The following is a 23426-nucleotide window of genomic DNA, read 5'->3' on the forward strand; positions in this document are numbered from 1 at the left end:
GTGGCTTTATAATCCGCTACTTGCACCAACAGCAGACCGGCCCTAGCGATGAATTCTCCCATTCCGCCATTTCCTCAAGGCAGCCCCGACGAACAAGCCGAGTATTGGCTGGCGTTGCGCGACTCGCCGTTTTACGACGGCGAGCAGGAACGGCGCTGGCAAGCTTGGTTGGCGGCGAGTGCCGACAACCGGGAAGCCTGGCGACGGGCCGAGGCGTTTTTCGGCCGAATAGAACGCATCGATCCGGCGCAGATCGTTGACATCCAAGCGGCGCTACGCGGCGCAACCGGCGCGCGGCTTGAAGTCGCCGACCGGCCGGCGCGGCGCGGGCATTCCTGGCTGGTGCCGATGGCCGCCTGTCTGCTACTGGCCGCGTGCTTGGGTTGGGCGATGGCTGCCGGTTGGTTGGCCGATTTCCGCACGGGCACCGGCGAGCAGCGCCGGATTCAACTGAGCGACGGCTCGACGGTAATTCTGAATACCGGCTCGTCATTGTCGGTGGATTTTTCCGAAACCCAACGAGTGATTCGCTTGCACGGCGGCGAGGCCTACTTCAAGGTTGCCGCCGACGCAGGAAGGCCTTTCGAAGTAGTGAGCAGCAGCGGCCGGGTCAGGGCCTTGGGTACCGCGTTCGACGTCAAACATTGGCGGGACGATCTGGCGGTCACGGTTTACGAACACAGCGTGCGGGTCGCGTTCGCCGACGGCGAAACCGTGGAAAGCCTACCGGAAGGCCAGCGTGTCGAGTCGGTCGGCGGCAAGGCCGGCCGGCCGGAAAGCGTGAATCTGAAGCAAGTCGGCGCCTGGCGGGAGCGGCGCCTGGTGTTTAAGGAACAAGCGCTGCAAGCCGTGATCGACGACTTGAACCGCTACCGTCCCGGTCGGATCGTGATCGCAGACACCGATTTGGCCGGGCATCGGGTGACCGGCGTGTTCGACGCCAACGACCCGGAAGCGGCGCTGGCCGTCATCGAGAAAACCTTGGCCGTCGCCGAATGGCGGCTGACCGACGCTTTGGTGATCTTGCGGCGCAGATGAGCAGTCTCGCCGCTCGAGCATGGTGGGGGTGTAATCGGAAACCGCCGTTGAGCATGGCAGTCTCGTTAACTCGCATTGAGGCTAGCCGCGGGAGGCGCTTTAGCGGCGACCGGCAGCTTATCCAGTTGCCAACCGTCTTCGGTCGCGGCTAAAGCCCTTCCCACAACGATTCTATTTTTACGGCGATGGTAGCCGGTCGGCGATGGTGGTGTACTTGGCTTATGCAAACCAACGCTTTTTCCTGCCGAAAAATATTTTTTTGCAACGAGGTTATAAAACCTGCCGGCCCGGTCGTCTTTGCTTACGAACCCGCACGGATTGTCCGAATTAGCAATCGCTATCGGCGATCCGCGACTTTCGTAACCGACGCCAGGAGGCCCGATGAACCGCCGTTTATCTCCGATCAATCCATTTTGTTTGACACTGTTTGCCATCACGCTGACGGCTAGCCCATTGTGCGCGGCCGAGGCTGAAATTGATTTTGCGATTCCGGCCGCGCCGTTGGCCGATGCCTTACTGCAGTTTTCCGAAACCAGCGGCGTCAAGGTGTTTTTCAGTTCGCAACTAACCGGAAATTTGCGCGGTAATGCGGTGCAAGGGCGTTACACGCCGCGACAGGCCTTGCAAAATTTGTTGATGGGCACAGGCCTTGTCGCCAAAAGCGCCGGTGATGGGACCGTGACGTTGGAAAAACTGGAAAGACCCGTCGAACCACAATCGGCGGTCGGTCCGACAACTTTGCCCAACGTGACGGTACTGGGAAAAACGATGACCGACCCCAATGACCCCTTTAATTCGGACTATCGCCTGCCTAATACCAGTGCCGCCACGAAAACCGATACGTCGATTATGGAGTTACCGATGTCGGTACAAGTTATTCCCAAGCAGATATTGAAAGATCAGCAGGCGATTCGAATCAAGGACGCGCTCAAAAATGTCAGCGGCATAAGTTGGGCCACCGATCCCATGTATGAAGGCTTTCAGTTACGTGGTTTCCAAACCGATGGCGCCACCACGGTTTATCGCAACGGTCTGCGTATCCGGCGCGCGGTGCAAGAGGTCGCTGATCTGGAGCGATTAGAAGTTCTGAAAGGTCCGGCTGCGGCGGTGTATGGCCGCATCGAGCCGGGTGGATTGATCAACATTGTTACAAAAAAACCGCTGGATACCCCGTATTACGCATTGGAGCAGCAGTTCGGTTCGTACGATATGTTCCGTACCACCGCAGACGCGACCGGGCCGATCAATCAAGACCATTCTTTGTTGTATAGAGTTAATTTGGCCTACCAGAATAATGACTTTTTTGTCGAGAAAATGGATCAGGAACGGGTGTTTTTCGCTCCGTCCATTACATGGAAGCCCAGCTACCGTACTGAAATCAATTTGAATCTGGAATATCTCTACGACACTCGTACCAGCTATACCGGATTGCCTGTTCTGGGCAATCGTCCCGCCAACGTGCCGATCAGCCGTTATTACGGTTTTGGGTCGGATAATGAAAAGTCGGTATTCGACAAGTTTTTGATCGGGTTCGATTGGTCGCATCAATTCAACGACAATTGGAAAATCCAGCATCGCTTTCATTACTACAAGCTGGATTACCAAATCAATAATTCATCCTTTTTTCCGGGACCGGTCAGTCCCGTCAATAATCGCACGGCAATTAGAAATGTCACCGATAGGCCGATCGATATTACCGATACCGTTGCGACCAACATTGATCTCACTGGCAAATTCAAGCTGTTAGGCACTGAGCACCGAGTATTGGCGGGATTCGATTACTTTTGGGAGGATTTCGAAGGGCAGGGATTTTTTGGTGCCCCCGCGCCGGCCAGCCTTAGGCCGGTGGTCGATATTTTTAACCCCGTTTATGGTCAGGTACCATCCGCTGCAAGCCAGGGTTTCAATAGTTTCAGTACATTGGAACAATATTGGTACGGTGCCTACTTTCAGGATCAAATTACGCTGTTCGATAAGCTGCATATCATGGGCGGTGGACGCTACGATTGGGCGACGCGCGTCAGCGGAGCGGCCTCGACTTCCATCGAAGCGGCCAGAAGCAGCGAGACTGAGGTTCAGAATGAGGCGTTTAGTCCGCGCGTGGGCTTGGTTTATCAACCCTGGCCGTGGCTGTCGCTGTACGGAAATTACGTGGAATCTCTGGGCGGGGCGAATAGCGCGTTGGCTTCGAACGGCAAACCGCTGGATGCCGAAACCGCGCAGCAGCACGAGGTTGGATTTAAAACCGAATGGTTCGATAAGCGGTTGCTGACCACCGTTGCCTTTTACGAATTGACCAAACAAAACATTGCAACGCCGGATCCGGTAAATACCCGGTTTTCCGTCCAAACCGGCGAAGCTCGAAGTCGTGGTATAGAAGTGGATGTGTCAGGGCAGGTTACCGACGGCTTGAATTTGATCGCGACCTATGCCTATACCGATGCGACCATCACTCAGGACAACAGCGGGAATCTAGGGCACAAGCTTTGGAACGTTCCGGCGAATTCGGGCAGCTTCTGGGCCAAATATGCGTTTCAAGATTCGACATTGCACGGTCTGAGCGTGGGGGCCGGTGCGTATCTGGTTGGTGAGCGCCAAGGCAATAATCGGAATAACTGGCAAATGCCGGGCTATGTCCGAGTCGATGCGTTGTTTGGATATTCTTGGGAAATCGGCAAATCTAAAGTAACCGCGCAGTTGAACGTCAACAATTTGCTGGATAAAACGATTTACGAAACATCCGCATTCAACGGCTATTTGACTCAGCCTGGCGCGCCGCGCAATTTCATGGGTTCGATCCGTTTGGAGTTCTAAGGTTCGGTTATTCGATGAAGCGACGGAGCTACTCACTTCTACACTTACCCGAGAAAGTGGTCTCGATCGCGTCGCTGATTGGTGATCGTAATTTGTCGAGGCTCAAGGCTCGACGCAAGTTCTGGTTGAGAGTGCATTTGTGGCTGGGTTTGGTACTGGGGGTTTTGCTGTCGATCTATGGCGTTACCGGAAGCATTTTGGTGTTTTACCCGGAGATCGAGGAATGGCTGTATCCGAAGGTATTGGTGGTCAAGCAACCGGCGAATACGCAATATCGCCCGTTGGCGGAGATTGTCGCGGCCGGTAACTCGGTGATGCCGGCCACGGCGAAGCACGCTTTCGCCTATTATCCGCGCAATCGGGAGGCGGCATTCAAGCTGCGTTTTGTTGTACCTATATCCGCCACTGTTCAAGAGCAGTGGTTGGTCGGCGTGAATCCCTATTCGGCTGAAGTAACCGGAAAATTTCTGCAACACCGCTCGGATGAATGGCTGCCGGCCACTTTCATCGATTTGATGTTCGAGTTGCATTACGCGCTGCTGATTCCGTCGAAAGACATCAGCAGGGTGGTCGTCGGCCTCTCGGCGGCGTTGCTAATGATTTCGACGCTGACCGGTCTGATCGTCTGGTGGCCGCTGACCGGGCAGTGGCGTAACGCGCTGACCTTCAAGCGCTGCGCCGGTAAGGTGCGTTTCAATTACGACCTGCACAAAACCAGCGGTTTTTACACCTTGCTGGTGATGCTGCCGGTACTGTTTTCCGGAATTTACATGGTGTTGCCGCATCACGTGGTGCCGGTGCTGGAATTGTTTTCGCCGGCGACTTATCGCTATTGGTTCGAATCCAAGCCGCCTTATCCGAATGCGCCGGCCATCGGCATGGATCAAGCGGTGGCAATCGCCGTGCAACAATATCCGCAAGGTCGGCCGCACTGGATTTACGGCGCGCCGAATCCCACTCAAACCTACACCGTCTGCCAGGATGGCGTGGATGCGCCCGGAAGTCTCTTGCAACGCCGCTGCACCGTGATCGACCGCTACTCCGGCGTCATTTTGGATCGGGACGATCCCAGCCTGTCGACCGCCACGGCCGGAGAAATCTTGACCCATTGGCAATGGCCCTTGCATTCCGGACAGGCTTTCGGCATGTCCGGCCGGATTCTGGTGTTTGTTACCGGTCTGGCCTGCCCGGTGTTGTTTGTCACCGGTTTGATTCGCTGGTTGCAAAAACGGCGTTCCGCAATTCGATCGCGGCTGACTCGATTGCCCGAATGCACCGCTCGGTAAGCGTGTTTCCGGCTTTCGCCTAAGTTCCCCTCGATCCCCTCGACCCGCTGAGCGGGCGGTTTTTGGCTGCTCAAGATCGCTAGGCCAAGCAAGTTGCCAAATTCCTGGCAAACTAGCGTACGAACCTGAAACCGCCGCGTCACCCCGGCATATCCAGTTGGGGCGTTAAACATCCCGAGCGACTAAGCTTATGTCGGCGTCGATGCGCCCGTTATTGGCGGCGATTCGGGAACCGTCTAAGCGACGGAACCAAGCGCCGGGCTATTTGCCGAAGTGTTTAAAGTACGCTGGCGGCATCGGCGTAGCGTTCGAAAGTGGGCATCGGCGCCCATCCCGTTGCGGACTGCGACATGATTCCGATTATTCAAGAGGCCAGACCATGATACCCATTCGAGATTCGATACCTTGCCAAACCAAGCCCTACGTGACGTGGGCCGTCATGGCGGTTTGCACGGCGGTCTATGTCGCGATGCTGTTCATGCCGGACGAGGTCGGTCAACACTTTGTCTATCTTTACGGCATGGTACCGATCCGCTACTCGAATCCGGATTGGGCGTATGCCTTCGGCTTGCCGCCGGATCATTATTTGTCGTTTTTGACCAGTTTGTTTCTACACGGTGGTTTTCTGCACTTGCTGATGAACATGGTGTTCTTGTGGATATTCGCCGACAACATCGAGGACTTGATGGGGCACTGGCGTTTCCTGGCGTTCTATCTCGTGTCCGGATTGCTAGCAACGGTCACGCAGTGGTATTTTTATCCGAATATCGCGATACCGGTGGTCGGCGCGTCCGGGGCGATTGCAGGGGTACTGGGGGCCTATTTCGTGAGGTTTCCGTATGCGACCGTCGTGATTATGGTGCCGATATTGTTCTATCCCTTGTTTTTTCAGGTGCCGGCCATCGCCTTTTTGGGTTTTTGGGTGATCGTACAAGTGGGCGACGTGTTCACCGCCGCGATGTTCGACAACGTCGCGGTCGATTCCGCCTGGTGGGCGCATTTGGGCGGTTTCGCGGTCGGTGCCTTGTTGCATCCGTTTTTCATCGACAAGCCGGCGCATCGGCGCGAATTGAGTCCGCCGGCCGAATGACGGCGCGACTTTCAGCCAAAAAGTTGAGGATTCCGTAGGGGTTTTATTTTATAATCTCGGCGTTCAAGGCTGGTCAGCCGGCCGAATCAGGCCGGTTGTCGGCGCTTACCGATTCTTTATTCATTCGAGACATTGAAAACCATGAAAAACCTAAATGTTGCTTTGGTCAGGCTGGTCCAGTTCGTCGTGTTCGTATTGTTTACGTTTATCGTACTGGTCTATTTCGGCACGATGATTTTGTTGCCGCTGGACATTGTGGTGCTGATCACCAAATTGTTAGGTGTTTTGGGTATCGGTAGCTTGTTCGGCGCTGTCGTCGCGGTGCCCTTGGTCGCTTATCTGGGTAAAATCGTCTACAGCACGCCGGGTTTGATCAAATTGGTGGTCGATAACGGTATCGAATTGGCCAACGCCGGCAAACAACGTGTCGAGGCCTTCAACGACATCGCCGCCGCCGTCAAATAAGCGCGCTGTGCCGCAAGCAAAAAGGGGCCGTTTCGGCCCCTTTTTTGTGTCTGGGGATTCGGGAATTGCCGGAGTGACTTGGCGTATTCAACGTAGTTTAATTATTGGCCCGCCCCGAGGACCATCCAAAGTCTTTGCGGTAGCGTGGGGGAGGGCGCATGCTGTCTCGGCCGGGCTTTATCGGGGCGCGGGCGATATTCGAAACAGTCGTCGCGTCTTGTGCGGTCTTGGTTTTCCGGTGGCCTGGAACCGGATACCGGCACTCTAGCGCGATTTTCTCGGTATCGTACCCGCGCTCGGCATCGGAATTTAACGGCGAACTGTTCGTCCGTCAACGCGTCGGCGCCGGTTCGCGGTCCATCATCAATTGTTCAATCTCGCCGCCATCGCGTAAAATCCCGGCTAAAAACTTTCAAGCCAGGAGCCATACCATGAAATATCTGTTGATCGCGTTGCTGCTGACCGCGAATTGCGCCGCCGCCGAAGAATCCGCCAAGGACGAGTGGAATGAAACCTCGCTCAGCGAAGACACCATCCAAAAAATCCAGCAAGCGCAATTCAAATATAAAAAGTGCGTCGTCGACGAGATGCGCAAGCCGGAAAACCAAAAACTGGAAAGCCGCAACGCCACCGACGCGATCGCCAAATACTGCGAGCCGATGTTGGGCGACATGCGTAAGGTCTACACCGACGTCGGCGTGCCGGGCGTCGTGGCCGACCGGCACTTGAAAAAACTGCGTATCCAGACCACCCGCAATATGTTGCAAGAATTGATGTACCTCGAAGCCGCCAAAAAAGCCGGCGCTCAACCCTGATAATCCGTGCGGCGGCCGGCCGCCGCGATTGCCGCCTCCGGCGGCTTGTTCTCAACCAAGCCTTACACCATGAACACCTATACCATCGATTTATCGCTACGCCCGACTACGTTCGATTTGTGGCACGTTTGTCTGGCCGGCACCGCCGCGGTGCTGGCCTTGATCTTGATCGCCGTTTTGATTTCGGTGCTGCTGGGTCTGCGCCGCTGCAAAAAATCCGAACCGGTGGCCGCGCCGGCGCCGCAACCCGAGATCAAGATCGTCGAGAAAATCGTCGAAGTCGAAAAAATTGTCCAAGCCCCAGCGCCCGAACCGGTGATTCTGAAGGAAGCCACTCCTGATGCGGCTTTGCAATTGCTCAGCCTGTTGCAAAAGGAAGCCCGCTTTATCGATTTTATCAAGGAAGATGTCGGCGCGTTTTCCGATGCCGACATCGGCGCGGCGGCGCGGGTGGTGCATCAAGGTTGCGTCAAGGCGATCAACGAGCATTTCACGCTGGCGCCGGTCAGTTCGGATGCCGAAGGCAACCGCGTCACCTTGAATCCCGGCTTCGACGCCGCGTCGTTCCGCTTGACCGGCAATATCGTCGGCCAGGCTCCGTTCACCGGTACTTTGGTGCACAAAGGCTGGCAAGTTACCGATTTGCGCCTGCCCAAACTGACCGAAGGCCATAACGCCAAAATCGTCGCGCCGGCCGAGGTGGAATTATGAGTGCCCGTTATTCGGTCGGTATCGACTTGGGTACCACTCACTGCGTGCTGTCCTATGTCGATTTGCAGGCCGGCGACGATCAAGTGGCGATCGAAGTATTCGCGATCCCGCAATTGATCGGACCGGGCCAGATCGAGGACAAAGCGCAGCTGGCGTCGTTTACCTATCTGGCCCACCCGGCGGAATTGGCCGAAGGCTCGACCGCGTTGCCGTGGTCGGCCAAGCCGGACAAATTGGTCGGTGAAATCGCCCGCAATCTGGGTGGCAAGACGCCGATCCGGCTGGTCGCCAGCGCCAAGAGCTGGCTGTGCCATGCCGGCGTCGATTGCAAGCAGCCGATTCTGCCGGCCGAGGCGCCGGACGAGGTCGAGCGCATTTCGCCGTTCGCCGCGACCCTGGCCTATCTGCAACATTTGCGCGATGCTTGGAACCATCGCTTTGCCGAAGACCGGCTGGAATACCAGGATTTGACCATCACCGTACCGGCCTCGTTCGACCCGGCGGCGCGGGAATTGACTGTCGAAGCCGCGCGCGCGGTCGGCCTAGGACAAGCCGTGCTGCTGGAAGAACCGCAAGCCGCGTTGTATAGCTGGATCGAAAACAGCGAAGGCGATTGGCGCAATCACGTCAAGGTCGGCGACGTGATTTTAGTCGTCGATGTCGGCGGCGGTACCACCGACTTGTCGTTGATCGCGGTGACCGAGCAGGACGGCAATCTGCAATTGACCCGCGTCGCGGTCGGCGACCATATCCTGCTGGGCGGCGACAACATGGACTTGGCGCTGGCCTATACCGTTAAGGCCAAGCTGGAACAGGACAGCGGCAAGAAGCTGGAATCCTGGCAGGTTCAGTCCCTAACGCACGGTTGCCGCGAGGCCAAGGAAAAGCTGTTCAACCAGCCCGAGCTGGGCAGCATGCCGCTGGTAGTCGCCAGCCGTGGTTCGTCGCTGATCGGCGGCACCTTGCGTACCGAACTGACCCGCGACGAACTCAATCGGGTCTTGGTCGAAGGCTTTTTGCCCAATGCCCAAGCCGGTGACAAGCCGGTCAGTCGGCCGCGTAGCGGTCTGCGTAGCGCTGGTCTGCCGTACGCGCAAGACGCGGGCATTACTCGCCATCTGGCGGCGTTTTTGGCACGCCAACGCCAGGCGACCGAGGAATTCCAGGCGGTGAATCTGCCCGAGCATGCCAGCTTTTTGCATCCGACCGCCGTGCTGTTCAACGGGGGGGTGTTGAAGGCCGGCGTGTTGGCCGAGCGCCTGATGCAAATCCTGAACGGCTGGCTGCAAGCCGAACAAGCCCCGGAAGCGCGCTTGCTGCAAGGCGCCGATCTGGATTTGGCGGTGGCGCGCGGTGCGGCTTATTACGGCTTCGTTCGGCAAGGCAAGGGTGTGCGCATCAAGGGCGGCACGGCGGCGGCCTATTACGTCGGCGTCGAAAGCGCGATGCCGGCGGTACCCGGCTTGGCGCCGGAAATCGAAGCGCTGTGCATCGCGCCGTTCGGCATGGAAGAGGGCACCGAGCAAAACCTGCCCAACGACGAATTCGGCTTGATCGTCGGCGAACCGGTACGCTTTCGCTTCTTCGGCTCCAAAACCCGCCGCGAAGACCAGGTCGGCACCCGGCTGGAAAGCTGGCACGACGACGAGTTGGAAGAACTCGACGAAATCGAAATCACCCTGCCGGAAGAAGGCCGCGCCGCCGGCGACATCGTGCCGGTCTATCTGTCCTCGGCGGTTACAGAAGTCGGCACGCTGGAATTGCGCGCCGTGTCCCGGCGCGAGCAGCAGCAATGGAAAATCGAATTCGAGGTCAGAGCCGGCGAAAGTTGATTCCGCCGACACACTGGGATCATTTCCAGCGCATGTTTTCGAATCGCCGATCCCAGTGGGATCGGCGTTTTTGTGTAGTGTCGCTGGGTATGGCGTACCGTTTGCGTAGAACCGGTAGTTAAGCCTAAAACTTAATAAACCGGCCCAGGTCCGGAATCCCGCATTGACAACCGCTATCGACTGTTCTCGATCCGAAAATTCAGTCGATTGTCGCGCGGTCCATCAAAAGCCTGTTCTACAAATCGTTCCTAACGGTGGTTAAAGGGGGGCAATAAAAGAAAAAGATAGGCGTAGGAAGGGCTTTCGCCGCGATTGGTATTTTTGTCTCGCGGTTACGTGTTTTCACATGCTTTTCATCGCCAAAATAAGTCATATGACACAGTGCTCCCTAGAGTTTCTTGATGGGCGGCCGTTGCTACGTGGTCTGCTTACACAATAAGCATCGTCATTCCGGCATGGATGGCCGGATCCGTTAGAGCGTGGAGCGAATCCAGGCTTCAAGGACGGATTTAAGCCTACCCTCCATGACACTGGATGTCCGCTTCCCGGCGGGCACGACGGTCTTGAACAAATCTGACAAAGTAGAGTTAGGACATTGTTGAAATATCGGCTTGGTTAGAATTTGTTATCAATGCCGAATTACATGTAAGTCGTATATTTCAACAATAAACCGCAATACAGAATACTGCGCGAAACATGCAGTGGAATAGTTTTTGCTTGAATGGAAGGCTTTTGGTAAAAAACAAGCTCTCTTGAGGGCGACAAAATCAGCAATCTTACGGATGGAGCGAGGCAAGCAAAATTATGATCAACCGCCCGCATGATGCATTGAAGCCACATCTTTCAATCGTAGACAGGAGTGATTAATGGCGACGGAATTACTGACGAGTGAAGCCCTGTCCCTGCTTTATCGCGAGCACCACTCCTGGCTGCTGGGGTGGCTGAATAAGCGTGTGCAATGTCGCTTGCAAGCCGAAGATCATGCGCACGATACTTTTGTACGGGTGATGGCATCGGGTCGCACACTGGATTTGGACGAACCCAGGCCTTACCTCGCTACCATTGCCAAAAATTTACTGATAAACCATTGGCGTCGCGCCACCATTGAACAAGTGTATTTGGAACGCCTGTCGGCACTACCTGAAGCCATTTCGCTGTCATTGGAAGAAAATGCCATTATTCTGGAAACGCTACAAGAAATCGATGGACTGCTTAATCGCTTACCGGTAAAGGCACGCAAGGCATTTTTTATGTCCCAGATCGATGGACTTACCTACGTCGAAATCGCCGAAAAACTCGGCGTCAGCGATCGTATGGTTAGAAAGTACATGGTACAAGCCATGGTGCTATGTCTGAGCGTGGAGTTCTAACCGAACATGTCGTCCGAAAATCGACAAAAAATCCATCCCCGCGTCGTGGCGGAGGCAGCTGAGTGGTTTATGGTTCTGAGCTCCGGCAACGTTCGTCCTGACGAAACCGCACAGTGGCAAGCCTGGTTGGCTTCGCATCCGGATCACCGAATGGCTTGGGCCAGAGTTGAGTTTTATACCGACAAATTTAAATCGCTGCCGCCACAAGCGGCCTTCGCCGCAGCCGAAGCGCTTAATGCCCCCGATCTCAATCGAAGACGCCTGCTGTTAAGCATGGCCCTATTGGGTGTGGCCGGATTGTCCGGCTGGCAGATGTATCGAGGTCGCTATTGGCAGGAATGGTCGGCCGATCAACACACAGCGCTCGGCGAAAGTAAAACTATCACCCTAGCCGACGGCACCAGCGTTGTTCTGGATAGCGGCAGCGCGGTTAACGTCGATTTTTCGGTTAATTTACGCAGGCTGCAACTGGTTAAAGGGGAAATTTACGTCGAAACAGCAGCCGATACCATTGGCTGGAAACGGCCGTTTGTGGTGGATACATTGGAAGGCAGGGTGCAGGCCCTCGGCACGCGCTTCAGCGTTAGCCAGCACCAAAATCTAACGCAGGTTGCCGTATTTCAAGATGCCGTAGAAATCCAACCAGCCGATGCAACATCGGCCAAACAAATCCTACGTGCCGGTCAACAAGTTCAATTTGCCTCAAACCACATTGAGCCGATCCACCGACACAGCCAGGAAAAACCGGCCTGGACCCAAGGCTTTATCGTTGCCGATGATTTGCCGTTCAGCGAGTTTTTGCTGCAACTGAGCCGTTACCGATCAGGCTATATCACCTGCGCTCCCGAGATTGCCGATTTACGGATCATCGGTTCCTACCCGCTGAAAGATACCGACAAAATTCTTGCGTTTCTGGAGGCTAACCTGCCGGTCAAGCTCTCACATCCGCTACCTTTCTGGGTTAAAGTCCTGCCGCGTTAATCATCCCTGCACCTCATCTAATGAATAAACGCGTTCTTCACCTTTGCGTACGCGTTCCAACACGCCGGCGGCCAAGTAATAATCTTCCATATCGTTCAACCTAAAAAGGGCAGTTGGCGTGTATTGCGGGCCGTTCGTGCTGAGCAACGTCGAAGCATGGACGGCTCGCAATACACTCACCAAACGGGTGAATGAAAAATCCCGCGCGCCCTTCGACAAGCTCAGGACGAACGGGCATCGCCGTTCAAGTGGATGGGAAAGTTGTAGACGGTGCTCGACACTGGCTCGCCAAGCGCATTGTTGCTTAAAAAGCGGATTATTTTTCCATCTAAAAACAATCCGTTAAAAAATTTATTAAATTTTTTTCAATTCGCAGTTCCGGTTTTTCCTGCTCGTTTGTATTGGTTAATGAAAACACCACAAATGGAGAAAAACCGATGTCAAACACACACCATCGCTGCGATCCGGGCTTTCGTTCATCCCGATTGAGCCACGCTATACAGGGGATTTTATTGGCTTCAGCGCTGACCGCTTCAGTGGTAGCGCAGGGAGAAGAAATAACCAACAGGAAAAGCTACCACATCGGCGGCGGCTCCTTGGGACAAGCACTTAGCCAGTTTGCGCGCGATGCCGGCATTCTGTTTACCGGGGAATCCAAATTGACCGACGGCAAAACCAGCAAGGGACTGGACGGCGAGTACACCGTCGAAGAAGGCTTTAGAAAGCTCCTCGCGGGAAGCGGTTTGACGTATATCATCACGGATGACAACGCGGTAGCGATCAAGGTTGCGGAAACTGGGAGTGATGCGGCATCGACTTTGCCGGCTGTTAAAGTGGTTAGTACTAAAGTAGGCTACGACTCAACCGATCCTTATACTAAGGATTACTCCGTCCCTCTTTCCAGCGCCGCCAGTAAGACGGAAATGGCATTGATGGAAACGCCGGTCAATATCCAGATTGTGCCTCGCACCATCATGGATGACCAGCAAGATATCGAAATCACGGAAGCTTTAAGTAGGAATGTCAGCGGCGTACAAAGAAGCCCTGACTATGGGGATCTTTACGAAAACTTTAATATCCGGGGATTCAGCACCAATTTTTCCACCTATCGTAATGGGTTGCGGCGTTATACCAACTATTCCGATCCTGCGAACATCGAGCAAGTAGAGGTTATTAAAGGCCCGGCAGCGGTGCTTTACGGGCAAATTCAACCCGGCGGCATGGTCAACGTCGTCACCAAACAAGCTCTGGATAAACCCTATTACTCTCTGCAGCAACAGTTCGGCAATTATGATCAATACCGTACGACGGCTGCGGCCACCGGCCCCATCGACGACGCTAAGACACTGAAATATCGGTTCGACGCGTCCTACCAGGATTTAAGCTCGTTCAAGAAATACGTGGGGGACGAGCGGGTATTTATCGCGCCCAAACTGAGTTGGACGCCTAATGACCGATTCGAGGCCAATGCCGAGTTGGAGTTCAAGCACGATAAACGTGTGAATGACAACGGAATACCGACGATTGGTAATCGTCCGGCGCCGGTAGCATTTAATACCTACCTTGGCGATGTGGCGAAAGGCCCCACCATGAATTCCGTGCTGACGGCATTTGATTGGTCTTACAAATTTAATAACCAATGGAAAGTGACGAACCGGTTTATGCACGAGGATTGGGATATCAATTATTTCGACCTTCAGCCTCAATATATGCTCAACGCTACAATGTTAAGGCGATTTCCAATAACTGGCGTGGCCTATCATGATACTTATGGAACCAACCTGGATTTAATTGGAAATGTCGAATTGTTCAATACCAAACACGAATTGTTAATCGGCGGCGATTTCTCGAGAAGAACCCGAAAAGCCGATAAAAACCGATTCGCGTGTTGTAACGGGAACAACACCGGCGGAACGGTTGATATCTACAACCCGGCTTATAATACCGTTGACTTGGCCGCCATTTATTCTTCGCCTTACGACTATGCGGTGAGAGAGAAAGAAGAATGGTTTGGCGTGTATTTTCAAGATCATATTACCTTGTTTGAAAAGCTCCATATCTTAGGCGGCGGCCGCTACGATTGGGCAACTTTTGGACGAGGTTTCGATTTTGCTACGGGTAGCTATGATGTGGCGAGCGCCAATTATAAAAGCACTGACAATCAAAAGTTCAGTCCGCGGATTGGTATTTTGTATCAGCCGATGTCATGGCTTTCTGTTTACGGTAACTATACCGAATCCCTTGGTAGTGCCAATACCGGAATGGTCTATGGGAACCAATCCATTAAGCCTGAAATTGGCGAGCAATTCGAGGCTGGTTTTAAAACGGAGTTCTTCGATCAGAGACTAAGCAGCATCGTATCTTTCTATCATCTGACAAAACAGAATATCCAGCTTTCTGATCCTATTCATACCGGTTTCACCGTGACAGCCGGAGAGGCTCGAAGCCAAGGAATTGAGGCCGACCTTAAGGGGCGTGTCACCGATGATTTAAATCTGATCTTAACCTATGCCTATACGGATGCCAGAATAACTAAGAATGGTGAAAATTCCGATGAGGCATTGGGGAAGCGTCTAATAAATGTGCCGGAGCATCAGGCAAGCTTATGGGGAACCTATCAATTTACTCCCGAATTTAAAGCAGGTATCGGCGGAGTTTTAGTGGGTTCGAGAGCGGGGAAAACATGGACTGATCTAGAGTTGCCTGGGTATGCGCGAATGGACATGATGGCCGCTTATGTTAAGCCGATTGGTAAAACTCGCCTAACCACGCAATTAAATATCAATAATATGCTCGACAAAGAATATTATGCCGGTGCGACTCAACAAGGGGCAAGTAATACTATTACCGGTAATCCTATTACCGTAATGGGATCGTTGAAATTGGAATATTAACTGAATCCAAAGTACCGGTATTTGTAACCCGGTAAGTTGGGTTTGCGTAGGTTTGGCTTCCTTAAGTCAGCCGAGCCTACCTTACTTCTTGAGCTATTTTATGGCTAATAAATTACAGCGCCATCATTTATCAATTTTGTTTTTAGCTAAAAATCTCCGTAAATTTTGGCTAAATCTGCATTTAATGCTGGCACTTAGCGTGGGGTTTGTGTTTGTTATTTTTGGGCTAACCGGTTCTTTTAATATTTTTTATTACGAACTCAACGAACTCGGGTTGCCAGCGATAAAGCAAAGCAGCCAGGATCTACGCAGTTTGGACGATGTAATGCAAACGGTTAAGGCGGCTAATCCCCAACGAAATGGCGGTTGGGCCATCGTTTTACCGGGTTATTTAAGTGATTATCTTTGGATTGAGTATCCAAAGCCCGAAGAAACTCAGGACGAGTTATTTGCGCCATTGGAAATTCTGGTAAATCCCTATACTAGTGAAATTATTGATCAGCATTTTTGGGGGCAAACCTTATTTAGTCTGATTTATGAACTACACGCTGATTTTATGATGGGTAAAATCGGCAAGGAAGTCGGCGAACTGGCTTTTAAAGTGGTGTGTTTCTTTGGCGTATTTCTGTTTATTAGCTGTTTATCTGGCTTATATTTATGGTGGCCACGCACTGGTAAATTCAAACAGGCATTGTCCATAAAACCCAATGCCAGCCGAGAGCGTTACTACTTTGATTTACACAAGATTACTGGATTTTATAGCTCGGTATTATTGCTGATTCTGGCATTTACCGGCTTTGCCTTTAGCTATAAAGACTACGTTACACCGCTAGTGTCGGTATTTTCACCCATCAAAAAAAACCACTTAAAAAATCCGCCTCTTAAATCGGAGGTATTGGATTCAGTTTCGCCTATTTCCATTGCTCAAGCCGTGGCAATTGCCGACCAAGTTTTTCCCGGCGCGGAATTGCGCGGTGTGAATACGCCGGATGGCAAAGAAGGCGTTTATATGGTGGCCAAAAGACAAGCGGGAGAAGCCAATCGCAAACGGCCTCGTAGTAAAGTCTGGATTGATCAGTACAGCGGCGCGGTGTTGGCGGTGCAAGACCCGAACCAGTTTACCGCCGGCGAGACGTTTATGAATATCTTGTGGCCTTTACATGACGGGCAGATTTTAGGACTTACAGGCCGTATCTTATGGTGTCTCGTCGGCTTCGCGCCGCTGATTTTATATATCACTGGCATTTTACGCTGGCTGCAAAAACGCCGCGTAGCGGACAAGAAGCTGGCCAAGGGGGCGTAGGTTGAGGTTACGATAGGAACCCCAACACGACAACCTTTAAGCCACTAGCCAAACAGAAAAGCGAGATCTCGCGACTAAATAAAACCATCGGCAAGCAGCAAAGGTCGAACCGGTTAAAAATGTTGGGGTTCGTTACCTTATCCCAGCCTAAGGTCCTAACCGGCTACTTGAACGGTTAATATTGGATATTGACCGACCCCATAAATGTACGTGGTGTGCCAAAATCGGCATTACCGGCGTTAAAACCGACTGGCGCGTTGTAATTGGTAAATAAATTCGAGGTGTAGTGATTGTCTAATAGGTTGTCGACATTCAACTGGGCGGTGATTTTGCTTTTGCCGACATCGATACTATAAGCCGCTAGTAAACCGACCGTGGCATAGCCGGGCAATTGGAAGGCGGGGAAGCTGCAACAAGCCGTCACTCCGTCGCGCACGGTCACTCCACCACCCAATTTAAAGCCGCGCATTGTCCCTGCTTGTAGTTCGTAAGTGCTCCACACGCTGCCAGTATTCCGGGGGACGTTCCAAAAACGCGTGCCGACCGCCTGATAACCGGTTTCCTCGGTTTTGATGATGCGGGCATCGGTATTTGCGTAAGTGCCAATGACCCTCCAACCTGGCAAAATTTCTCCGCTAATGTCCAGTTCCGGCCCACGGCTACGCACCGCTCCAGTCAAGATGGAAAAGCCGGGGTGGTTGGGGTCGGAGGTTGGGACGTTAGTTTTAGTCAAATCATAATAGGCCAACGTCGCCCGCAAGCGACCCTCGAAAAATTCGGTTTTGATGCCGCCTTCGTATTGTTCGCCTTCGGTCGGGGGTACCGGTTTATTGTCAGGCGTAAAAGTAAAAGAGGTGTTCACGCCAAAGCTTTCGACATAGTTGGCATACAAACTCAGCCAGTTTTTGGCTTGCCATAAAATACCGACGCGAGGCGTGACGGCATCATTGGACTGGACTGAAGGCAAGACAAAGTCAAAACTGGGGAAATTAGCGACGTGATCCTGATGGAAGTTTTGGTAACGGATACCTCCCATGACATGGATGTTATGCGGCAATTTGATTTGATCTTGGATATAAACGCCGTATTGGTCGGTGCGGCTGGAATTGATGACCAAAGGGTATAGCGGTTGGGTAAAAGGCGTACCGGGATGCACTGGATTGAGCAGATTTATATTAGACAGCGGATCGCTGACTGAATTTTTAAACACCGAATCAACCCGATAATAATCGCCGCCAATCAGTAACGTATGATGTAGCCCGGCAGTATCAAAATGGCCTGTCAAGTCCAAGCTGGTGGCGTACGTGTTGTTTTGGGTATCGTAGCTGTTCAATTGTCTAGATACGTCAACGCCATCGGTGGCAATAGGGAAGACAAAATGCGGTTGTGCGATATTCTGCTGATTGACGGAAAAATGATGTTTGATAGACCAATCATCATTAAATTGGTGTGACCAATTAAAGCCGCCATAAACGGTTTCGGTGGTTGACGGCGAATAGCCGCCGTAATTACGGTTGCGCGGTACACTGAGGATTTTATCGTTATACAGCGGGACGAATCCGGTATCCAAGCCCAGATGTTGGTGGTCGTATTCCAGTTCAAGAGTCGCCTGCGTTTGGGAGCTGATGTTCCATTTCAACACGGGGGCCAGAAACACATCTTCTTTACCGTTAAATTCCCGAAATGTGTTGTTGTTTTGGTAAGACATATTCATCCGGTATAGCAAACGGTCCTGATTGCCGACCGGGCCGGTGGCGTCGATCGTGGTGCGATAGAGATCGTAGGAACCAAACTGTTGGCCCAGCGCGTAATACGGTGTCGCCAACGGTTGCTTGCTGACCACGTTGACCATGCCGCCCGGTTCTACTTGTCCGTATAAAATCGCCGCCGCGCCTTTCAGCACTTCAACGGATTCCACATTCGCCATTTGCCGGTTCGCCCCGCCTTGCTGCAAGCGAAAGCCATTGCGGAAAAAAGTCTCCGATTCAAAACCGCGGATAAAAAACGATTGGTTCGTGCCGCCGAAGGTGACGTTGCCACTGCCGTTAGAATTGCTCGTGATGCCGCTGACATTTTTCAAAGCCTGATCCAAGGTAATCACTTGCTGATCCTTCAACACCTGCTTGGAAATCACCTGCACGTTCAACGGCGTTTCCATGATCGGCGTGTCGGTCTTAGTGCCGGCGGTGGCATTGGGCAACACGTAATTCGGGTTATAAGGATCGGTGGCATCGTATTCGGCCTTGCCGACCACCTTCACCGCAGGCAGCGTGCTGGAGTCGGTGGGTGCGGGAGGGTTGGTGTGTTCGGCTTTTTCCAGGGTGACGGTGTGGGCATCGACGAAGCGAAAGCGGTAACCGGTGTCTTGTAACAATTGGCGCAAGGCTTGTTCCGGCGTCAGATCGCCATCCAGGCCGCGCGTGTTGATGCCTCGGATTTGTTCCGAGTTGAACAGCAGGATCAGTTTGGCTTCCGACGCGAATTTGGTCAGCGCATTGTTGAGCGATTGCGAGGGGATTTGATAATGCCTGGTTTCCTCGGCTAGCAAGGGTTGGCTGATCAGCATGCTGCCGATCAATAACGACACCCGGCCGGCGGCGGTAAACGGGTGTAGGGAATATGGCGATGGGCGTCCTTTAGCTAAGCATTGGTCTGGATAACCGCTGTTGTTCATCTTTCCTCCGGGTGAATGATATTAATCTCCTTATAAACAACGATTGGCCGAGCAAACCTAGCCAAAAAAAGTGTTGCCCGCATGCATTTGGCCGCTGATCACTACTCCTGCACCCTGGTCATGCCGCGGCGATTTTCTGCCGAGATTGAGTGCAGGGAACTGATGGCACGAGATGCCTAGCGCTGCAATACCACCCACGGGCCCAGACGGGTAGCGCGGATGCCTAGGACTTTGTGCAAGGTTTCCAGCACCACATCCGGATTGTCCAGCGGGAATACGCCGGTGACATGTTGCTGTTTCAGCGTTTCATCGGCGATATAAATCCGCCCCAGGCGGTAGCGTTCCAGTTCGTTAACCAGATCCGCCAGCGGCCGGTCGCTGACGATCAATTGCCGTTGCTGCCAGGCTTGCGCCAATTCTAAGTCGATCGTTGCCAATGTGCCTGTGTGACCGGGCCGATAGCTCAGTTGCTGTCCCTGCTCGATCCTGATGCCGTCGGCAGTCTGCCGGCCTGTCGGCAAGGCGAGTACGGCATGTTCTTCCACGATGACCTGAGTCTGGCCGCCGCTTCGGTAGACGTCGAAAACAGTGCCCAAGGCCCGCACGTTAAGTTCGCCCGCTTGTACCTGAAACGGATGCGCCGCATCGGCCGCCACCTGAAAACGAGCCTGGCCGTGGTGCAACACGATTTGCCGTACGTCGGCGTTGAAGTCGACCGAAATCGCGGTATTGGTATTGAGCAGCAGGCGGCTACCGTCCGCCAGTTCGAGTTGGCGCTGTTCGCCGGTGGCCGTATGGTAGTCGCTAAAATAGTCGGCAAGCAGATGGCTCTGTCTGGGCATGATGGTGAGCACGGCCAACAGCCAAACCGCCGCCATCGCTAGGCCGGAGCCAAACCAATATTGGCCCCGCGCAGCTTGCCGCGACAGCCGCTCGGGCGGATTTGTCGGTGACGCAGTCTGCGGCGGGAGCGTAACGGCCAATTTTTCGGAATGGGTTGCGACAACGGCCATCTCGTTCAGGGTGTTTTCCGCCGCGGCGAAGGCTTCGGAATGGCGGTAATCCTGCGACAGCCACTCGGCGAATGCCAGCGTTTCCGCTTCGCTCAAATCGTCCGAACGCAGGCGCACCAGCCAGCGCACGGCTTGGCGTTTCAAGTCTAAGGCGCTCGGATCGTTGCGGGTCATCGGCGGCATTCGACTGCCGAAAAGGGCAGCAGGGACTCGATACCTGCTAGTAGGGTGTGATCTGTATCCATATCAATCGTCCAGCCGCAGCATGCAATGCAAAATCGCCTGTTCCAGCAGCCTGCCGACCGAGCGCTGCGAAATATTCAGGCGACCGGCGATTTCCGCGTAGGACAGGTTTTCGATTTTGTTCAGGATAAATGCGGTGCGGCAGTCGGCGGATAATTCGCTCAATGCAGCTTCCATCGTGCCGAAGCGTTCGCGCGACAGCAGAATCCGCAACGGATCGGTCTGGGCGTGGTCAGCCACGGTGTCGGCCAATAGTTCGTCGTCGACGTCGGCCAAAATTTGGCTTTTGACCTTGCAATGCCGCTGATAATCGATCGCCAGATTGACCGCGATGCGAAACGCCAAGGCTCGGGCGTTGTCCGGCAGGTTGGTATGGGCGCTTTTGTAGAAACGCAAATAGGTTTCGTGAGCCAAGTCCTCGGCGGCTTCCGGGCATTTGACCCGGCCGGTCAAAAACGTCCGCAAGTCGTTTGCCAAGGCCTCTGTCCACAACTGGGCGATGAAATGGTCGGTTATGGTCGCATTCAAAGTGCGTATTTTGGCTTCAGTGTATTGGTAAGCAATTGGCATTTAACCGCAGTCGGCGATCGGCCGTGGGTTGACTCTTCTGTCATTAAGCTACCGGCGGAGACGCCCCGTTGTCAAACGCAACGGATGCGCGGGAGGTATTGAGCGGCGCTTAGGCAGGTGAAAATCGGCCAGAGACATAGGTTGAGAGTGAGGCAACGAACCCCAGCAGGGATGATCTTTAAATCATCGCTGACTTGGATGTTTTGTTGTCGATGGCTTGCGGGATGGTTTTGCGGTTGTCGGGTTGGGGTTGCTGTCGTCTCGGCAAGGCAATTGCTCCAGGCATTGTGATCGTCGCGCCGAATCAATAGCATAATACCCGGCATCCTAATCCCGACCAGAACCGTAATGACAGCCAAGCCCTTCTCGCAAGCCTGCGAAAACAACAAAGACCCGATATTGCAAGTGTTAAAGACCGCGTTTACCGAGCCGGCGACGGTGTGGGAGATCGGCAGCGGCACCGGTCAGCATGCTTGCCATTTTGCCAGGCATTTGCCGCATCTGGAATGGCAGCCCACCGACCGAGCCGAGCATTTGCCCGGTATCGCGCTGTGGCTCGACGAAGCCGGACTGGACAATCTGCGCCCGGCCCTGGCCTTGGACGTGACCGACGCGATCTGGCCTTGTAACGGCATTGATGCCTTGTTCTCCGCCAACACCTTGCACATCATGGGGCATGCCGAAGTCGAAATCTTGTTCGAAAAGCTGCGGACTTATCTAAGCCCGGTCGCGACCACATGCTTTTACGGCCCGTTCAATTACCAAGGCCGCTACACTAGCGACAGCAATGCCCGCTTCGACGAATGGCTAAAGCAGCGCGATCCGCATAGCGGCATCAAGGATTACGAATGGATCGCCAAATTGGCGGCGTCGGCCGGCTTGACGGCTGTAGCCGATGTAGAAATGCCAGCCAACAATCGGACCTTGGTGTTCCGGACCGGCTGATCGCTCAGGGGAGAGCCGAGTGCGGCTATCCGCCGGATATGCAATTGTTGGCTACAGAAACAGTGTTGAAACAGGCTGAGATAATTGCAAGTGAGTTGGCTGCTGAATCCTAAAATGACAAATAACTAAGCGATGGAAACGGAAAAGGGCAAACTGGTTCGTTGGGTAGAAGAAAGAGGCTTCGGTTTCATAAAACCGGAGTCAGGCGGCGCCGATATTTTTATCCACATATCGGCTTTGAAAAGTATGAGCCGTTCTCCGGTTGTTGGAGACGTTATTTATTACGAAACAAATCTTGATGATAATGGCAAGCTACGCGCGATCAACGCAAAAATAGAAGGTGTGTCTCCGGTTTTAACAGTCGCTCCAATTGACAGAAAGCGTAAAACACCGAAGTCCACTTTACCGGAACAAAGATCTCACGGAAGCCGCAACACCTATAGACCACCGTATAAGAAATCAGGATATAGATTTATTCCAGTTCTATTTGTACTCGCAGCCGTTGCAATCTTCAGCAAGTTTGCGAATCAAAATGGCTCTAGTGGTCAGCCGGTATTGCCAATTGCTGAACCCGAAAAACCCATTCAACATTTTCAGTGTCAAGGTAAGGTGTATTGTTTGGAAATGGGGTCGTATGAGGAAGCTGTTTTTTATCTCCGGAATTGCCCTGGTACGAAGATGGACGGTGACAATGACGGCATTCCTTGTGAGCAACAGTTTTAGCTTATTTGACGTGATAAGCTGAATGGCAGGTTGAAGGCAATCATATGACAGGAATAAGTTGAAAACATTCGAGAATATCGTCATCTGTGTTTTTTGCAGTGTGGGACTGTCCGGCTGCGCAACGTTCAAGAGCTTAAATGCCGAAGTTCCGTTGTATGAGCGCGTATTCATCTACTGCGGCACTCGGCTGAATTGGGCAGCGTTAGAAAACGACAATGCGACTATCCGAAAATTAAAGGCTGAACCACCAAGCTATCCGCTCGTTGATCTGCCTTTTAGCTTTGCAATGGATTCAGTGTTTTTACCGTTAGCGATCAGTGCGGAGATTTTTCACTGATGGGCGATAAGACTGAAGCGTTTTGTCGGCAGACGCTAATCGTCTCCGGTCAAAATCCGCAAGCGCTGCCGCCCAGCCTGGATGTCAACGAAGCCGTGGCCGATTTTACCGCGCTGGATCAATTACGCCCGCGCCTGCATCGCTTGCGGGATTTGTTGAGTCGCGGCGAGGATACCGACATGGCCCTGGGCAGCGATATTTACAATTTTAGTTTGGATGCCTATGCCTCGTTAAAGATTGCCGGCAAGGGCGCCGCGTTGGAAACGCTGCGGCAAGCAATGTCGGTCCGTTTTAATCGCGGCGCTAAACCGAAAGCGGCTAC

19 protein-coding genes are annotated in these 23426 nt (G+C 53.3%); 16 read left to right on the forward strand and 3 right to left on the reverse strand.

The annotated features are described in order from the left end of the window. Nucleotides 1-48 precede the first annotated feature (48 nt). From BJL95_RS10590 to BJL95_RS10645, 12 genes are all read left to right on the forward strand, one after another. Nucleotides 49-1038, forward strand: a complete 990-nt coding sequence (locus BJL95_RS10590; RefSeq protein ID WP_071157815.1) for a FecR family protein — start codon at nt 49-51, stop codon at nt 1036-1038. Nucleotides 1039-1419: 381 nt separating this feature from the next. Then, entirely contained in the window at nt 1420-3852 is a 2433-nt protein-coding gene (locus BJL95_RS10595) for a TonB-dependent receptor (protein WP_071157816.1), read from the forward strand. 125 nt (nt 3853-3977) lie between these two features. Further along, a complete protein-coding gene (locus BJL95_RS10600; protein WP_368086602.1) occupies nt 3978-5138 on the forward strand; it encodes a PepSY-associated TM helix domain-containing protein in 1161 nt (386 codons plus the stop codon). Between the two features lie 379 nt (nt 5139-5517). Next, nucleotides 5518-6228, forward strand: a complete 711-nt coding sequence (locus BJL95_RS10605) for a rhomboid family intramembrane serine protease (RefSeq protein WP_064030597.1) — start codon at nt 5518-5520, stop codon at nt 6226-6228. 141 nt (nt 6229-6369) lie between these two features. After that, the gene (locus BJL95_RS10610) at nt 6370-6693 is read left to right on the forward strand and encodes a hypothetical protein (protein WP_064030588.1); all 324 of its coding nucleotides are present in this window, start codon (nt 6370-6372) and stop codon (nt 6691-6693) included. A 431-nt stretch (nt 6694-7124) separates the two neighbouring features. Then, nucleotides 7125-7508: a hypothetical protein gene (locus BJL95_RS10615; protein ID WP_071157835.1), complete on the forward strand. Its 384-nt coding sequence runs from the start codon at nt 7125-7127 to the stop codon at nt 7506-7508. A gap of 69 nt (nt 7509-7577) precedes the next feature. Continuing rightward, nucleotides 7578-8219 (forward strand): DUF2760 domain-containing protein, encoded by a 642-nt coding sequence (locus BJL95_RS10620; RefSeq protein ID WP_071157834.1) that lies wholly within the window; start codon nt 7578-7580, stop codon nt 8217-8219. Continuing rightward, on the forward strand, nt 8216-10051 hold the full coding sequence (locus BJL95_RS10625) for an Hsp70 family protein (protein WP_071157820.1): 1836 nt from the start codon (nt 8216-8218) through the stop codon (nt 10049-10051). Before BJL95_RS10620 ends, BJL95_RS10625 begins: the two co-directional genes overlap by 4 nt. Before the next feature lie 866 nt (nt 10052-10917). After that, nucleotides 10918-11421: a sigma-70 family RNA polymerase sigma factor gene (locus BJL95_RS10630; protein ID WP_071157822.1), complete on the forward strand. Its 504-nt coding sequence runs from the start codon at nt 10918-10920 to the stop codon at nt 11419-11421. 6 nt (nt 11422-11427) lie between these two features. After that, nucleotides 11428-12402, forward strand: coding sequence for a FecR domain-containing protein (locus tag BJL95_RS10635; RefSeq protein ID WP_071157824.1), 975 nt, complete (start codon nt 11428-11430; stop codon nt 12400-12402). Between the two features lie 437 nt (nt 12403-12839). Continuing rightward, nucleotides 12840-15296 carry a TonB-dependent receptor gene (locus tag BJL95_RS10640; RefSeq protein ID WP_071157826.1) on the forward strand — a complete coding sequence of 819 codons (2457 nt, stop codon included), beginning with the start codon at nt 12840-12842 and terminating at the stop codon, nt 15294-15296. 100 nt (nt 15297-15396) lie between these two features. Further along, nucleotides 15397-16599 (forward strand): PepSY domain-containing protein, encoded by a 1203-nt coding sequence (locus BJL95_RS10645; protein ID WP_071157828.1) that lies wholly within the window; start codon nt 15397-15399, stop codon nt 16597-16599. Nucleotides 16600-16774: 175 nt separating this feature from the next. On the opposite strand, the gene BJL95_RS10650 is transcribed toward BJL95_RS10645, so the two are convergent. The 3 genes from BJL95_RS10650 to BJL95_RS10660 all read right to left on the reverse strand — a co-directional run bounded on the left by BJL95_RS10650 (nt 16775) and on the right by BJL95_RS10660 (nt 21099). Beyond that, entirely contained in the window at nt 16775-19273 is a 2499-nt protein-coding gene (locus tag BJL95_RS10650; RefSeq protein WP_254786772.1) for a TonB-dependent receptor, read from the reverse strand. Between the two features lie 176 nt (nt 19274-19449). Further along, nucleotides 19450-20460: a FecR family protein gene (locus BJL95_RS10655; RefSeq protein WP_071157839.1), complete on the reverse strand. Its 1011-nt coding sequence runs from the start codon at nt 20458-20460 to the stop codon at nt 19450-19452. A 72-nt stretch (nt 20461-20532) separates the two neighbouring features. Continuing rightward, a complete protein-coding gene (locus BJL95_RS10660; protein WP_083385906.1) occupies nt 20533-21099 on the reverse strand; it encodes an RNA polymerase sigma factor in 567 nt (188 codons plus the stop codon). Between the two features lie 348 nt (nt 21100-21447). Between BJL95_RS10660 and BJL95_RS10665 the strand changes: the two genes are divergently transcribed. From BJL95_RS10665 to BJL95_RS10675, 4 genes are all read left to right on the forward strand, one after another. Next, nucleotides 21448-22044, forward strand: a complete 597-nt coding sequence (locus BJL95_RS10665; RefSeq protein ID WP_071157830.1) for a DUF938 domain-containing protein — start codon at nt 21448-21450, stop codon at nt 22042-22044. 132 nt (nt 22045-22176) lie between these two features. Continuing rightward, nucleotides 22177-22767, forward strand: coding sequence for a cold shock domain-containing protein (locus BJL95_RS23875; protein WP_083385909.1), 591 nt, complete (start codon nt 22177-22179; stop codon nt 22765-22767). Nucleotides 22768-22825: 58 nt separating this feature from the next. Continuing rightward, complete coding sequence (locus tag BJL95_RS23880) at nt 22826-23104, forward strand: YceK/YidQ family lipoprotein (RefSeq protein WP_083385911.1); 279 nt, start codon at nt 22826-22828, stop codon at nt 23102-23104. After that, nucleotides 23104-23426: hypothetical protein (locus tag BJL95_RS10675; RefSeq protein WP_071160365.1), on the forward strand; the 323-nt coding region annotated here is incomplete at its 3' end. The genes BJL95_RS23880 and BJL95_RS10675, both read left to right, overlap by 1 nt.

This window comes from Methylomonas sp. LWB (assembly GCF_001856095.1).
In the GTDB taxonomy this organism is placed as follows: Bacteria; Pseudomonadota; Gammaproteobacteria; order Methylococcales; family Methylomonadaceae; genus Methylomonas; species Methylomonas koyamae_A.

Bases quoted from the DNA above. Each gene is read 5' to 3' on its own strand.
- BJL95_RS10590 (WP_071157815.1), top strand. From the start codon at position 49: ATGAATTCTCCCATTCCGCCATTTCCTCAAGGCAGCCCCGACGAACAA.
- BJL95_RS10595 (WP_071157816.1), top strand. From the start codon at position 1,420: ATGAACCGCCGTTTATCTCCGATCAATCCATTTTGTTTGACACTGTTT.
- BJL95_RS10605 (WP_064030597.1), top strand. From the start codon at position 5,518: ATGATACCCATTCGAGATTCGATACCTTGCCAAACCAAGCCCTACGTG.
- BJL95_RS10610 (WP_064030588.1), top strand. From the start codon at position 6,370: ATGAAAAACCTAAATGTTGCTTTGGTCAGGCTGGTCCAGTTCGTCGTG.
- BJL95_RS10615 (WP_071157835.1), top strand. From the start codon at position 7,125: ATGAAATATCTGTTGATCGCGTTGCTGCTGACCGCGAATTGCGCCGCC.
- BJL95_RS10620 (WP_071157834.1), top strand. From the start codon at position 7,578: ATGAACACCTATACCATCGATTTATCGCTACGCCCGACTACGTTCGAT.
- BJL95_RS10625 (WP_071157820.1), top strand. From the start codon at position 8,216: ATGAGTGCCCGTTATTCGGTCGGTATCGACTTGGGTACCACTCACTGC.
- BJL95_RS10630 (WP_071157822.1), top strand. From the start codon at position 10,918: ATGGCGACGGAATTACTGACGAGTGAAGCCCTGTCCCTGCTTTATCGC.
- BJL95_RS10635 (WP_071157824.1), top strand. From the start codon at position 11,428: ATGTCGTCCGAAAATCGACAAAAAATCCATCCCCGCGTCGTGGCGGAG.
- BJL95_RS10640 (WP_071157826.1), top strand. From the start codon at position 12,840: ATGTCAAACACACACCATCGCTGCGATCCGGGCTTTCGTTCATCCCGA.
- BJL95_RS10645 (WP_071157828.1), top strand. From the start codon at position 15,397: ATGGCTAATAAATTACAGCGCCATCATTTATCAATTTTGTTTTTAGCT.
- BJL95_RS10650 (WP_254786772.1), bottom strand. From the start codon at position 19,273: ATGAACAACAGCGGTTATCCAGACCAATGCTTAGCTAAAGGACGCCCA.
- BJL95_RS10655 (WP_071157839.1), bottom strand. From the start codon at position 20,460: ATGACCCGCAACGATCCGAGCGCCTTAGACTTGAAACGCCAAGCCGTG.
- BJL95_RS10660 (WP_083385906.1), bottom strand. From the start codon at position 21,099: ATGCCAATTGCTTACCAATACACTGAAGCCAAAATACGCACTTTGAAT.
- BJL95_RS10665 (WP_071157830.1), top strand. From the start codon at position 21,448: ATGACAGCCAAGCCCTTCTCGCAAGCCTGCGAAAACAACAAAGACCCG.
- BJL95_RS23875 (WP_083385909.1), top strand. From the start codon at position 22,177: ATGGAAACGGAAAAGGGCAAACTGGTTCGTTGGGTAGAAGAAAGAGGC.